Consider the following 13,598-nt stretch of genomic DNA (forward strand, 5'->3'; position numbering starts at 1 on the left):
AGGACGCTATGGGAAAGACACGGACGGCATTGGTGACCGGCGGCGCTGGATTTCTCGGTTCCCACGTCTGCGCACGATTGCTTGACGAAGGCTGCGATGTGGTCTGCCTGGACAATCTCCAGACCGGGCGGCGCAAGAATATCGAACCTCTGCTGGCCAATCCCAAACTGTCCTTCATCCAGGCCGATGTCCGCGATCCCTTGCCGGAAGGCCGCTACGACGAGATCTGGAATCTCGCCTGCCCCGCCTCGCCGCCGCAATATCAGATCGATCCTGTTGGCACGATGTTGATCAACGTGCTCGGCATGAAAAACGTGCTGGACCTGGCTGTCGCCTGCGGCGCGCGGGTGTTTCAGGCGTCGACCAGCGAGATCTACGGCGATCCGCAGGTTCATCCGCAGACGGAAAGCTATCGTGGCGCAGTCAACACGATAGGGCCTCGCGCCTGCTATGACGAAGGCAAGCGCGCCGCCGAAACCCTGTGTTTCGATTATCACCGCCAGCATGGCGTTGAAATCAAGGTGGTGCGGATCTTCAACACCTATGGGCCCAACATGGACCCGCAGGACGGACGGGTGGTTTCCAACTTCATCGTTCGCGCCCTGGAAGAGGCGCCGCTGGAGCTTTATGGCGGCGGCACCCAGACCCGGTCCTTCTGCTATGTCGATGATCTGATCGAGGGTTTTTTCCGGCTGATGCGCTCCGACGCCTCGATCACCGGGCCTGTGAATATCGGCGATCCCGGCGAGTTTACCGTGCGGGAACTGGCTGACATCATTCTGGAAATGACCGGAAGCCGGTCGGTTATCGTCGACAGGCCGCTGCCGAAGGACGATCCGCTGCTGCGGCGTCCCGACATCACCCTTGCCGGGCAATTGCTGGGCTGGGCGCCGAAAGTGCGGCTGCGCGAAGGACTGAAGCGGTCGATCCCGTATTTTGCGGCGGAAACGGGACGCACCATTAACATCAGTGCTGTCAACACCAGAGCAGCCAACATCAATCTGGATACATTGTCATGAAGAACATCCTTGTTGTCGGCGGTGCCGGCTATATCGGAAGCCATGCCTGCAAGGCCTTGTCCAAGGCGGGCTACACACCAGTTGTTTATGACAACCTGGTCCACGGCCATGCGGATTCGGTCAAATGGGGACCGTTCGAACAAGGTGACATTGCCGATGGCGAACGGCTCGATGCGGTTCTCAGCAAATACCAGCCGGAATGCGTGATGCATTTCGCCGCCTTTGCCGCTGTTGGCGAATCGGTGACGGACCCGGCGAAATATTACAATAACAACATCCATGGTTCGGTCTGCCTGCTGGACGCCATGCGCCGCAACGGCGTCGACACCATCGTGTTTTCCTCCACCTGCGCCACCTATGGCGAGGTCAAAAGCCTGCCAATCGTCGAGGAAGCGCCGCAGAGCCCGGTCAATCCCTATGGATTTTCCAAGCTGGTGATCGAGCAGGCGCTGAAGGATTACGGCCATGCCTATGGATTGAAATGGGTGGCCATGCGCTATTTCAACGCCGCCGGTCTCGATCCGGAAGGCGATCTTGGCGAACGTCACGACCCGGAAACCCATGCGATTCCGCTGGCGGTTCTGGCAGCCATGCGCCAGACCGAGTTTAATGTGTTCGGCACCGATTACGATACGCCTGATGGCACGGCGATCCGCGACTATATCCATGTCTGCGATCTTGCCGACGCCCATGTCCTGGCCATCGACTACCTGCAAAAGGGTGGCGAAAGTGGCGCCTTCAATCTGGCGACCGGCAAGGGAACATCGGTCAAGGAATTGCTGGACGCGGTGTCTCAGGCGGTCGGCGCCGACGTGCCGATCAAATATGCGCCGAGGCGGGCTGGCGATGCGCCGGTTCTTTACGCCTCCGGCGACAAGGCCCGCAGCCTGCTGGGCTGGACGCCCCAATATACCGATATCAACCTGATCGTGAAAACGGCGGCGGACTGGTTCAAGGCACACCGCAATTAAGGCCAACAAAACCAGGGATTGTCGACATGGTTCGACATGAACCGCAAGGCAATCCCGTCCACCGTATACCCCCCGCCCATCCCACACCCTTTGACAGGAAAGCGGCAGAATTCATGAACGTTCGCATTACCATGGTAGGCACCGGCTATGTGGGCCTGGTCAGCGGCGCATGCTTTGCCGAGCTGGGCCATGACGTGATCTGCGTCGACAAGGACCAGCGCAAGATTGAAATGCTGCATCAGGGCAAGATGCCAATCTATGAGCCGGGCCTGGATGAACTGGTGCAGCGCAATGTCGCTGCCGGGCGCATCACCTTCACCACCGACCTTGCCGCAAGCGTCAAGGACCGTGATGCCGTGTTCATCGCCGTCGGCACGCCAACCGAGGCGGGCTCGGACCGCGCCGACCTGAAATATGTGTTTGCCGCCGCCGCCGAGATTGCCAAGGCCGTCACCGGCTTTACCGTCATCGTCACCAAATCGACGGTACCGGTTGGCACCAACCGTCAGGTGTTTGACATCGCCAAGGCCAATGCCGCCCCTGATGTACAGATCGCTGTTGCCTCCAATCCCGAATTTCTGCGCGAAGGCGCCGCCATCAAGGATTTCCTGGAGCCGGACCGGATCGTCGTCGGCGTCGATACCCCTCAGTCTGGTGAGGTGATGGAGCGGATTTATGCGCCGCTGCTGCTGAACGGCAATGTTCCCTTCTTCAGCACCGGGATTGAGACGGCTGAACTGATCAAATATGCCGCCAATGCCTTTCTCGCCGTCAAGATCAGCTTCATCAATGAAATGGCCAATCTGTGCGAGGCCGTCGGCGCCACGGTCGAAGACGTGGCCCATGGCATCGGTCTGGACAAGCGGATCGGCCGGGCCTTTCTCAATACCGGCCCGGGCTGGGGCGGCTCCTGCTTTCCCAAGGATACCCGCGCGCTTCTGGCGACCGCCGCCGATGCCGGGATCGACTCACGTGTCGTCTCCTCGGCAGTCGATGCCAACAACCAGCGCAAGGCCGATATGGTCACCCGGGTGATCGAAGCCGCGGGCGGCGATGTCGCGGGCAAGAAAATCGCCGTGCTGGGTGTGACCTTCAAAGGCCAGACCGATGACATGCGCGAAAGCACCAGCCTGGTGATGCTGCCCGCCTTGCAGGCAAAAGGCGCAAAGGTCGCCGCTTTCGATCCGTCGAACCCGCATGACGCCGCAAGCCAATTGCCGGGCGTCGAAATGACCAAGACAGCCAAGGAAGCCGCGACCGGTGCCGATGTTCTGGTCATCCTCACCGACTGGATGGTCTTCAAGACCTATAATTTCAAGGAAATCGCCAGTGTCATGGCTTCTCCTGTACTGGTCGATCTTCGCAATATGTTCAGTGCCAATGAAGCGCAGAAGAACGGCTTTTCCCATTATGTCTCTCTGGGACGGTGAGTACTTCCTGGGAACGGGTCGTTCGGAATGATTTTTGGCGTAAAGTCACATTTGTGTAACAAACTCGGCGAGGATTGATCCTTCCACTGCGTGACATCGTGGTGTAAGGAGAGGCCGCCGGAACAGCCGGACCGGAAAGATCAAGAAACCTGGCGACCCCTTCGCGGCCTAGTCCTGGAGTTGAACGGAATGCCCATTACGATTTTCGACGGTATTGTCATCGGTGTCGTGCTGTTTTCAGCCGTGCTGGCGATGATCCGCGGCTTTTCACGCGAGATCCTGTCGATTGCCAGTTGGGTGGGCGCCATTGCGGCGGCCTATTATCTCTATCCCTTCATTCTTCCCTATGTGAAGAATTATACCAATGACCAGCGGATCGCCGTTGCCGCCTCTGCCGGTGGCGTCTTCCTGCTTGCCCTGATCCTGATCTCGTTCATTACCTCGCGCATTGCCGATTTCATCATCGACAGCCGGATCGGCGCATTGGACCGCACTCTTGGCTTCCTGTTTGGAGCTGCGCGCGGCATCCTGCTGCTGGTGGTGGCCGTGGCGTTCTGGAACTGGCTGATCGATGCCAAGCAGCGGCCGGACTGGGTCAACAATGCCAAGTCGAAGCCGTTCCTCGATGCGCTGGTGGTCAAGCTGGAAGCCGTGCTTCCCGACGATATCGAGCCTCAACTGCGCGCCCGCATCCTCGGCAAGCAACAGACGGCACCAGCTGAAGGCCAGGCCCCTGCCGACGATGCACCTGCACAAACGCCCGGCCAAACGCCAGCCCAGACACCAGGTCAGGCACCCGCGCCGGCCAACTGATATCGTCGGCCTTCTGGACGTTGATAGCAGGCTTGCTTATATAGAGCTGGCCTGTCCGAATTGCTTAAGACCATCAGATCCTGCCAGGAACTGAACCCGGGGATTGAGCCGAGACAAAGAATGAGCGCTAACCATAATGGAAATCGGCGCTCCTCACTGCATTTCGTCACCCGTGCCCCGTATCGGCGCGCATGTATCGAGCAAAGGCTTGCTGCAATGAAACAGTCTATTTCCTCGACTTTCCTCGAAGACCTCGATGGCGACACGCTGCATGAAGAATGCGGTGTGTTCGGCATTCTGGGCCATCAGGATGCCGCAACGCTGACCGCTCTCGGACTGCATGCGCTTCAGCATCGCGGCCAGGAGGCAGCCGGACTGGTTTCCTTTGACGGCAAGCAGTTTCACACCGAAAAGCATATGGGCCTTGTCGGCGACCATTATACCAATCCGGCAACGCTCGCGAAATTGCCGGGTTCTGCGGCCATCGGCCATACCCGCTATTCCACCACTGGCGAAGTGGCGCTGCGCAATGTGCAGCCACTGTTTGCCGAACTGGAGGAAGGCGGCATCGCCATTGCCCATAACGGCAATTTCACCAATGGTCTGACGCTGCGCCGCCAGATCATCGCCACCGGCGCGATCTGTCAATCGACCTCCGATACGGAAGTCGTGCTGCATCTGATCGCCCGCTCCCGCCACAGTCTCGACCGCCGACCGCTTCATTGATGCCATCAGGCAGATGGAAGGCGGCTATTCGATGCTGGCCATGACCCGCACCAAGCTGATCGCCGCCCGCGACCCGATCGGCATCCGGCCTCTGGTGATGGGCGATCTCGACGGCAAGCCGATTTTCTGCTCGGAAACCTGCGCGCTGGACATTATCGGCGCGAAATTCGTACGCGATGTCGAAAACGGCGAAGTGATCATCTGCGAAATCCAGCCCGACGGCTCGATCACCATCGACAGCCGCCGCCCGGCGCGTCCACAGGCCGAGCGTCCTTGCCTGTTCGAATATGTCTATTTCGCCCGCCCCGATTCGGTCGTCAGCGGTCGCAACGTCTACCAGACCCGCAAGGCCATGGGCATGAACCTGGCGCTGGAAGCGCCTTGCGACGGCGATGTCGTGGTGCCTGTTCCCGATGGCGGCACACCGGCAGCTCTGGGTTATGCCCAGGCCAGCGGCATTCCGTTCGAATACGGCATTATCCGCAATCACTATGTCGGGCGCACCTTTATCGAGCCGACGCAGCAGATCCGCGCCTTTGGCGTCAAGCTGAAACATTCGGCCAACCGGGCGATGATCGAGGGCAAACGGGTCATCCTGGTGGACGATTCCATCGTGCGCGGTACGACCTCGCTGAAGATCGTCCAGATGATCCGCGATGCCGGTGCCAAGGAAGTTCATATTCGCGTGGCCAGCCCGATGATCTACCATCCGGATTTCTACGGCATCGACACGCCGGATGCCGAAAAGCTGCTCGCCAATCAATATGCGGGTGCAGAAGCCATGGCGAAATTCATCGGTGCCGATTCGCTGGCCTTCCTATCTATCGACGGGCTGTACATGGCGGTGGGCGGCGAGGCCCGCAATGCCGCCAATCCACAATTTACCGATCACTATTTCACCGGCGATTACCCGACCCGTCTTCTGGACAAGGAAGGCGAGAAAATGGGCCGCAAGGTGTCGGTTATGGCCAGCAATGGCTGAGGCCGATTGTCGGCGTTTCATGAGATAATGAGGGGGAAGAGCGGACATGACGGTTGATCTCACGGGACGGATCGCGCTGGTCACCGGCGCGTCACGCGGCATCGGCTATTTCACCGCGCTGGAACTGGCAAAGGCAGGCGCGCATGTGATTGCCTGCGCCCGCACCGTCGGGGGCCTGGAAGATCTCGATGACGCCATTACCTCAGCGGGTGGCAGCGCAACCCTGGTGCCGTTCGATCTCGCCGACATGGGCGCCATCGATGCCTTGGGCGGATCGATTTTCGAGCGCTGGGGCAAGCTGGATATTCTGGTTGCCAATGCCGGCGTGCTCGGCACGATCTCGCCCGTCGCCCATGTCGAGGCCAAGGTGTTTGAAAAGGTGATGACCATCAATGTCACCGCCACCTGGCGGCTGATCCGCTCGATCGATCCGCTGATCACCAAATCCGACCAGGGCCGCGCCCTGATCCTGTCCTCCGCTGCACCGCATAAATGCAAGCCGTTCTGGGGCCCCTATTCAGCCTCCAAGGCTGCGGTGGAAGCCTTGGCGCGCACCTGGGCTGCCGAGAACCAACGCCTGCCGCTCCGCGTCCTCTCGATTGACCCCGGCGCCACCCGCACCGCGATGCGCGCCCAGGCCATGCCAGGCGAAGACCCTGATACATTGCCGCATCCTTCGGAAGTTGCCAAAGCCCTGTTGCCACTGGTCGGTCCGCAGCAGACGGAAACGGGCAAACTGTTTATCGTGCGGGAACAGAAGATCGTCGATTATCCGCCCTACGGCTGATCGCGATTGCGGACAGCCTGGACGGCATCCTGCGATCTTGAAAAATATTGAAGTCGATTTTTACGGTAAAAGGGGCTCGAACGCTGTGCCCATCAGCGCCACTTTGCTGCGGATGCGCTCGGCTCCCACAGCTCTTTCCGCCGGATTATCGATCAGGCGGATGATTTCCGCGATCCAGGCGGCCTGATCGTAGGGCAATCGAGGTTGCGCATCATCAGCCTCGGCGCCATAGGCCAGACCTTCCGAAAATAGCCCTGCTGCTCCCAGCCGGGCGACATCGATGAATTTGGTGCAGGCGCGGCTATCATTGGCCTCGGACGGCGCCAAGGGCACCAGCATGATATCGACCTGCGCCCTTCCCGCGTAAACCAGATATTGCGGCCAGGAGACGGGCGCTTTCACCGTTACGCGGTTCATGTCTTTCCAGATCGCGCGCGCCTTCTTGCCCGCAAACACTTCGAACACAGCCTGGGGCCGTTGCGCCAGCACGGTCTGGATGACCGGCTTCAGGAAGTGATGTTCCGCCACATGCACCCCAGTGGCATGATAGGCAATTACCACCTTGTCCTGGCTGGCGGCGTCATTCGCTCTGCCATCGGCGTGTAATCGGCGCTCCCAAAGGCTGCTGGGGGAGCTGGTGGCAGTATCCGGGCCTTCGGTTCGCCAATCGCCTGGAACAATTGCGGTGTGGACAGCCAGAGAATGTCGAGATGGCGGTTCAGGCGCCGCAGCGGATAGAGTGCCCGAAACCACAGAAACAGGCTATAGGCGATATCGGCGTCGCGGCTGGAGATCACCGCATTGATGTCGTCATCCAGCAGCAGACCGACGCCCGCAAGCTTGTCGGCATGGGTTTCAATCCACCGCAGCAAGGGCCGCGATGCATAGCGACAGATCACCACAAATGCGCCCTCTGGGTCGAGTGCGCCTGCATCAAGCTTTCTGATATCGTGAACCTGATAGGGAGGCATGCCTTCTGCACTCAGCCGGACAGGCAGATAATAGTCAAACGTGGGGTTTGGAACGCGGCCAAAGACCAGTACCGATTTGACCGGACGGCGCGGCGTTCCATCCGCGTGTTCCCGCAGGCGGGGTCGCGGCAAAGCTTGTTCCAGAACCGGCCAGTACCACCGTTTTTTCATCGGATACGGCCACTCCTTGCCGACAGGTCGCGAGGCGCAGCTTCCAGCACGAAATCGCCAGCGCTCAGCGAGCAGTTCGGATTGTAGCAGGGATCATTGTCGATCACGTCAGCCCAGCGTTCGAACATTACCTTCTCCTCTCCGGCAAAACGCAGCCGCTTTTCGACGGTATCGTCCCGCCCACGTGATACGGATTCACGATGAACAAGGCGTGCATGAGGCGTCCAGACGATATCGAGACCGGCGTGGCGGAGCTTCAGACAGTAATCGACGTCGTTAAAGGCAACCGGCAAATTCGCTTCATCCATGCCACCCACCTGCAACCAATGGCTCTTGCGGGTCAAGAGGCAGGCCGCCGTGACGGCGGAAACATGGCGGCGCTGCGCAAGCAGGCCGTGATCCTCGCCACCGTCGGGGTCATGAAAGTGGAAGCTGTGGCGGGCGATAGAGCCCGCCCCCAGCGTGACACCGGCATGTTGCACAAAACCGTCAGGATAAAGCAACAGCGCGCCAACCGCACCGACCTGAGGATCGTTCAACTCGGCATTCATCTCTCCCAGCCAGTCGCGGTCCAGAGGCTCGACATCGTTGTTGAGCAGCAGGATCCGTTCATGCCGGGCCTGATCGACGCCGAGATTGCAGGCTCTGGAGAAATTGAAGGTGCCGGGCATCGGCAAGCGCCGCACATGGCCCTCCGCCTCGATCCTGTCGAGGAGAATGCGCGTCGCGTCCTCCTTGCTGTCATTATCGATGACGATAATGTCCAACTCGCCGCGATCGGTGCGGCCCAGCAGGCCGTCGAGACAGGCGGAGAGAAGATCCGCCCGGTCCCGGGTCGGAATGATCACGGTGACAGGGGGGCGGTAGCTGCCCTGCTGAAGCAAGGGCCGCGATGGCATAAAAGCCGGTCGTGGAGAGGACCGGTGAACCAGAACGCGGGGCAGATGAAGAATGTCCCCCGCTGCCGCCGCCTGGATGACGAGTTGGTTCGCATCGACATTGGCGACATCGACAGGGCGCGGCAGGCAGGCCGTGCGTAAGAGAACGCAATCCATCGGCAGCCAGCCGGTTTGCACCAAGGGCAGGTTCCAGGCCGGTTTGAACAACGGCACGGCAGGTCCGCCCTTGCGGGTAGTCTGGTCCTCGTCGCAATAGACCCCCGCCGCCTCTGGGTGGCGGATCAGGCAATCCACCATCCATTGCAGCGCCAATGGCGATAAGGTGACACCCGCAGGCACCAGCAACCAGAACAGATCCTTCTGCGTCGCGCGGTTTGTTAGGCCACCGGGCAGGTCTTCCAGACCCAGGCATTCAACTGGACGATAAGTCTGCCAATCCAGGCTTTTGCGGGTGACGGCCCGCCCCTTATCCGCTCCCGTAATGCTGACCAAAACGGGAGGCGCCAAGCTACCGGCGATAGGTGGTGGTCTGTCGGTATCGTCGCGCAGCCGAAGCCAGTCACGATAGCGGGGAGACGATAAAGCCTCGAAATACCGGAGGAACCGGAACGTCGCGCCTTTGACGTTTCGCGCCGCCAGCAAGCGGAGCAAGGTCTGCACGGTATGGGGCCAGCGGATCAGCACCCGCAGAACGGCTTCGGCGATGGACAGCGTGCGGATCGTGACAGTCGGCTGCCGCCCCGCAACGGGCTCATCCTTTGCCGGTGGGGCCATGACCGTGCCAACAAGTGTGATGGCGTCCAGATCGTCAGGCATCCACCCCAGAAAGCGTCCGGTTTTGTTGACGATCAGCGATCGCTTGAGAATGGCAGGGACCCGACCGGGACGATGAAGCAAGAGACGCGGCGACGGTCCAAGACAACCATCGGGATCATCAACTGAAATCATCACCGGCTTATCGGCCAGATGGCGGGCAGCCGGACCCTGCGCGGCGCATACCTGCGCCAGCCCAGCCGAATCCTGTCCATCAAGCACACTGGTCTTCAACGCATTACACCACCGATAAGACCGTTGGATGCGCTCCACAGCCGATACAATATTTCACCGGGCCTCACTTTTGAAACGCCAACACCGACCGCAACGAGACCTTCGCTGGCATTTTACCGCATAAACCTTAAATCAAAGTCGATTTGAGGAAAAAATTATGCAGCATATATAAACTGTTACAGCGCCACACCTTCTCAGGTGCGTGGCGCTGTATTGCAGATACGCGTTCGGTTTAAAAGCGTCAGAGCACTTTTTTCAGCAGATATTGCCCATAGGCGCTCTTGCCATATTGCAGGCCGAGCGTCTCCAACTGCTGGGCGTCGATGAAGCCGAGCCGATAGGCTATCTCTTCCGGGCAGGAGATCTTGAAGCCCTGGCGGCGTTCCAGCGTGGCGACGAATTCCGAGGCATCCAGCAGACTGTCGGGGGTCCCGGTATCCAGCCATGCATAACCACGGCTCATCTTTTCGACACTGAGCCGGCCCCGTTCGAGATAGACCCGGTTGACGTCGGTGATTTCCAGCTCGCCGCGCGCCGATGGCTTAAGGTTTGCGGCAATATCCACGACATCCTTGTCGTAGAAGTAAAGCCCGGTCACGGCCCAGCTCGAGCGCGGTACCTGAGGCTTTTCCTCGATCGAAACCGCCTTCATGTCCTTGTCGAATTCCACCACGCCATAGCGTTCCGGATCGTTGACGTGATAGGCAAACACGGTTGCCCCGTCATTGCGGGCCACAGCACTTCTGAACAGGTCGTTGATGCCGTGACCGTAGAAGATATTGTCCCCCAGAATGAGGCAGGACGGGCTGGAGCCGACGAAATCCGCGCCGATAATATAGGCCTGAGCCAGGCCATCCGGCGTCGGCTGCTCGGCATAGGTCAGCGAAATCCCCCATTTCGACCCATCACCCAGCAGGCTTTGAAAATTCGGCAGATCCTTCGGCGTCGAAATGATCAGGATATCGCGAATCCCGGCCAGCATCAGTGTCGAGAGCGGATAATAGATCATCGGCTTGTCATAGACAGGCATGAGCTGCTTGGAGGTGACTAGCGTCATGGGATGCAGGCGGGTGCCGCTGCCACCGGCTAGAATGATACCCTTCATTTATAAAACTCCTGACACGTCATTTGTGTTCGTTGTCTTTTGAGGAAAGCCGGCGACCATCGTTGCCCAGACAAACTCTAAACTGCCGCTGGCCGCCGTAACCGATCAATGACCAGTTCCGTCGACACGCGCCAATCGGGGATATCGATAGCATGAACCCTGGCCAGTTTGGCGCAATCCAGCCGGGAATTCGCAGGCCGTTTGGCGGGCGTCGGGTAGGCGCTGGCCGGGATCGGATTGACTTTGGCCGAGGGGCCGTTTTGGTCAGCAGACAGCCTGAAAATTTCAGCTGCAAACTCCGCCCAGCTCGCCTCTCCTGATCCCGTCATATGGAATGTGCCGCGCAGATCGGCGTCCTTGGACGACAGCAGGTTTTCGGCAACTTTCAGCACCGCATCGGCAATATCGAGCGCCGAGGTCGGATTGCCGATCTGGTCGGCCACTACGCCCAGTTCATCGCGGGTTTCGGCCAGCCGCAACATGGTCAGCAGAAAATTCTTGCCGAACGGGCTATAAACCCAGGCGGTGCGCAGGATCGCGTGGTTGTCGGTTTGCGCCGCCACCCGGCGCTCGCCTTCCAGCTTGCTGCGGCCATAGACGCCAAGCGGCGCAACCGGATCGGCCTCGTTATAGGGCGAAGCCTTGCTGCCATCGAAGACATAATCGGTCGAGATATGGATGATCGGGATATCCAGCGCCTTGGCAACCCGCGCCAATTCCCCCGGCCCTTCGCCATTGACCGTGAAGGCTGCGGCCTCGTCGGTTTCGGCCTGATCGACTGCGGTATAAGCGGCAGCCGAAATAATCAGGTCGGGCTGAGCGGCACGCACAGCCGCTTCAATCGTCGAGGGATCGGCCAGATCGAGCTGCGGCCGCCCCAGGGCGACCAGGTCAAGATCCTTGCGATCGCTGGCTTTCTCAAGCAGTGACTGCACGACCTGCCCGGCCAGGCCAGTCACCAGATAGCGCTTCACGCCGCTCATTTCGCGGCTTTCAGCAGGCCAAGACGGCTGCCATCATAGCCCTGGCGCAACGGCTCCCACCACCAGCGGTTTTCGAGATACCATTTCACGGTCTTTTCGATGCCGGTCTCGAAAGTTTCCTGGGCCTTCCAGCCGAGTTCGGTTTCCAGCCGCGTCGCGTCGATGGCATAACGGGCGTCGTGGCCGGGACGGTCGGTCACATATTGGATCAGCGCGTCATGCGGTGCGCCCGACGGATGCAGTCCATCCATCAGCGCGCAGACGCGGTTGACGACATCGATATTGCGTCGCTCATTGCGTCCGCCGACATTATAGGTTTCGCCGATCTGACCACGTTCAGCGATGATATCAAGCGCCCTTGCATGGTCTTCGACGTAAAGCCAATCGCGGATATTGGCGCCATTGCCGTAAACCGGCAGAGGCTTGCCTTCCATGGCGTTGATGATCATCAGCGGAATGAGCTTTTCCGGGAAATGGAAGGGGCCGTAATTGTTGGAGCAATTCGACACCACCACCGGCAGGCCATAGGTGCGCGCCCAGGCCTTGGCGAGATGATCGGAGGCCGCTTTCGAGGCTGAGTAGGGAGAGCTCGGATCATAAGGGGTGGTTTCGGTAAACAGACCCTCATCGCCCAGCGATCCATAGACTTCGTCGGTCGAGACATGCAGGAAGCGGAAACCGTCCTTGCTCGAACCTTCCAGCCCCTGCCAATAGGCGCGGGCGCATTCCAGCATGGTGAACGTGCCGAGCACATTGGTCTCGACGAAATCCTTCGCCCCGGTAATCGAGCGGTCGACATGGCTTTCGGCGGCCAGATGCATGACACGATCAGGCTTGAAGCTTGCAAAAGCCGAAGCAATCGCCTGGCCGTCGCAGATATCGGCCTGAAGGAACCGGTAAAGCGGATTTGCCTCGACCGATTTCAGCGAGGTCAAGGTGCCGGCATAGGTCAGCTTGTCGACATTCAGGACGTCATAGCCTTTTTCAAGCACCAGATGCCGCACGACGGCCGATCCGATAAAGCCGGCGCCGCCGGTTACAAGTACGCGCATGATTTTCGATATCCCCTAGCGTTCATAGAGCTGAATGGCAAAAGCAGAGGCGCTTAAGGCCGATAGACGAAATTCGTCTCGAGTTCACTCAGCTTTGGCTGCTTCTTGTCCTTGTCAGACAGGATGGCGTTGTCTTCCGTCACCGGCCAGTCGATCGCCAGCGCCGGATCGTTCCACAACAGGCCCCGGTCATGATCCGGGCTATAATAATCCGTCACCTTGTAGCTGATCACGGTATTGGGCTGCAATGTGCAGAAGCCATGGGCAAAACCCGGCGGCACCCAAAGCTGGCAGCCATTTTCAGCAGTCAGTTCGGCTTTCACCATCTGGCCATAGGTCGGCGAGCCCTGGCGAATATCGACAGCGACATCCAGCAAGGCGCCAGCCGCACAGGAAACGAGCTTGCCCTGCGCCCTCGGGTCCAACTGGAAATGCAGGCCGCGAACCGTACCAACCTCTGCCGAAAACGACTTATTGTCCTGAACGAAGGTGAAAGATCCCACTTCGCTTTCAAACAGGCTGGCCCGGAAGGTTTCCATGAAATAGCCGCGCGCATCCCCAAACCGCTTTGGAGTGATCAGAAAAACGCCCGACAGCTTCGTTTCTTCAAACTGCATTCTTATCCCTTTGAATTAAGCCCCT

The 13,598-nt window shown here is 59.4% G+C and carries 12 protein-coding genes and 1 pseudogene; 6 read left to right on the plus strand and 7 right to left on the minus strand.

Annotated elements, in window-relative coordinates:
* Nucleotides 1–8 precede the first annotated feature (8 nt).
* The 6 genes and pseudogenes from V6582_RS04360 (at nucleotide 9) to V6582_RS04385 (ending at nucleotide 6,728) form a co-directional block, all read left to right on the plus strand.
* Nucleotides 9–1,019: a UDP-glucuronic acid decarboxylase family protein gene (locus V6582_RS04360; protein WP_156634845.1), complete on the plus strand. Its 1,011-nt coding sequence runs from the start codon at nucleotides 9–11 to the stop codon at nucleotides 1,017–1,019.
* Nucleotides 1,010–1,990: a UDP-glucose 4-epimerase GalE gene (gene galE / locus V6582_RS04365; protein WP_337739415.1), complete on the plus strand. Its 981-nt coding sequence runs from the start codon at nucleotides 1,010–1,012 to the stop codon at nucleotides 1,988–1,990. The genes V6582_RS04360 and galE overlap by 10 nt, the downstream gene beginning before the upstream one ends.
* A 113-nt stretch (nucleotides 1,991–2,103) precedes the next feature.
* A complete protein-coding gene (locus V6582_RS04370) occupies nucleotides 2,104–3,420 on the plus strand; it encodes a UDP-glucose dehydrogenase family protein (protein ID WP_156634843.1) in 1,317 nt (438 codons plus the stop codon).
* Between the two features lie 189 nt (nucleotides 3,421–3,609).
* On the plus strand, nucleotides 3,610–4,233 hold the full coding sequence (locus tag V6582_RS04375; RefSeq protein WP_156634842.1) for a CvpA family protein: 624 nt from the start codon (nucleotides 3,610–3,612) through the stop codon (nucleotides 4,231–4,233).
* A gap of 216 nt (nucleotides 4,234–4,449) precedes the next feature.
* Nucleotides 4,450–5,941: pseudogene (purF, locus tag V6582_RS04380) on the plus strand (amidophosphoribosyltransferase).
* Between the two features lie 46 nt (nucleotides 5,942–5,987).
* Nucleotides 5,988–6,728 carry an SDR family NAD(P)-dependent oxidoreductase gene (locus V6582_RS04385; RefSeq protein WP_156634841.1) on the plus strand — a complete coding sequence of 247 codons (741 nt, stop codon included), beginning with the start codon at nucleotides 5,988–5,990 and terminating at the stop codon, nucleotides 6,726–6,728.
* A 60-nt stretch (nucleotides 6,729–6,788) separates the two neighbouring features.
* Here the strand turns inward: V6582_RS04385 and V6582_RS04390 are convergent, their stop codons facing one another.
* The 7 genes from V6582_RS04390 to rfbC form a co-directional block, all read right to left on the minus strand.
* The gene (locus V6582_RS04390) at nucleotides 6,789–7,289 is read right to left on the minus strand and encodes a hypothetical protein (RefSeq protein ID WP_349508919.1); all 501 of its coding nucleotides are present in this window, start codon (nucleotides 7,287–7,289) and stop codon (nucleotides 6,789–6,791) included.
* Nucleotides 7,283–7,870, minus strand: coding sequence for a hypothetical protein (locus tag V6582_RS04395; protein ID WP_349508920.1), 588 nt, complete (start codon nucleotides 7,868–7,870; stop codon nucleotides 7,283–7,285). The genes V6582_RS04390 and V6582_RS04395 overlap by 7 nt, the downstream gene beginning before the upstream one ends.
* Nucleotides 7,867–9,816 carry a glycosyltransferase family 2 protein gene (locus V6582_RS04400; protein WP_156634839.1) on the minus strand — a complete coding sequence of 650 codons (1,950 nt, stop codon included), beginning with the start codon at nucleotides 9,814–9,816 and terminating at the stop codon, nucleotides 7,867–7,869. Before V6582_RS04400 ends, V6582_RS04395 begins: the two co-directional genes overlap by 4 nt.
* A gap of 241 nt (nucleotides 9,817–10,057) precedes the next feature.
* A complete protein-coding gene (gene rfbA, locus V6582_RS04405) occupies nucleotides 10,058–10,921 on the minus strand; it encodes a glucose-1-phosphate thymidylyltransferase RfbA (RefSeq protein ID WP_156533140.1) in 864 nt (287 codons plus the stop codon).
* Between the two features lie 77 nt (nucleotides 10,922–10,998).
* On the minus strand, nucleotides 10,999–11,904 hold the full coding sequence (gene rfbD, locus V6582_RS04410; protein WP_349508921.1) for a dTDP-4-dehydrorhamnose reductase: 906 nt from the start codon (nucleotides 11,902–11,904) through the stop codon (nucleotides 10,999–11,001).
* Nucleotides 11,901–12,956, minus strand: coding sequence for a dTDP-glucose 4,6-dehydratase (gene rfbB / locus V6582_RS04415; RefSeq protein ID WP_156634940.1), 1,056 nt, complete (start codon nucleotides 12,954–12,956; stop codon nucleotides 11,901–11,903). Before rfbB ends, rfbD begins: the two co-directional genes overlap by 4 nt.
* A gap of 53 nt (nucleotides 12,957–13,009) precedes the next feature.
* Nucleotides 13,010–13,573: a dTDP-4-dehydrorhamnose 3,5-epimerase gene (rfbC, locus tag V6582_RS04420; protein WP_156550836.1), complete on the minus strand. Its 564-nt coding sequence runs from the start codon at nucleotides 13,571–13,573 to the stop codon at nucleotides 13,010–13,012.
* Nucleotides 13,574–13,598: the final 25 nt, after the last annotated feature.

This window comes from Agrobacterium vitis (assembly GCF_037039395.1).
Lineage (GTDB): Bacteria > Pseudomonadota > Alphaproteobacteria > Rhizobiales > Rhizobiaceae > Allorhizobium > Allorhizobium vitis_E.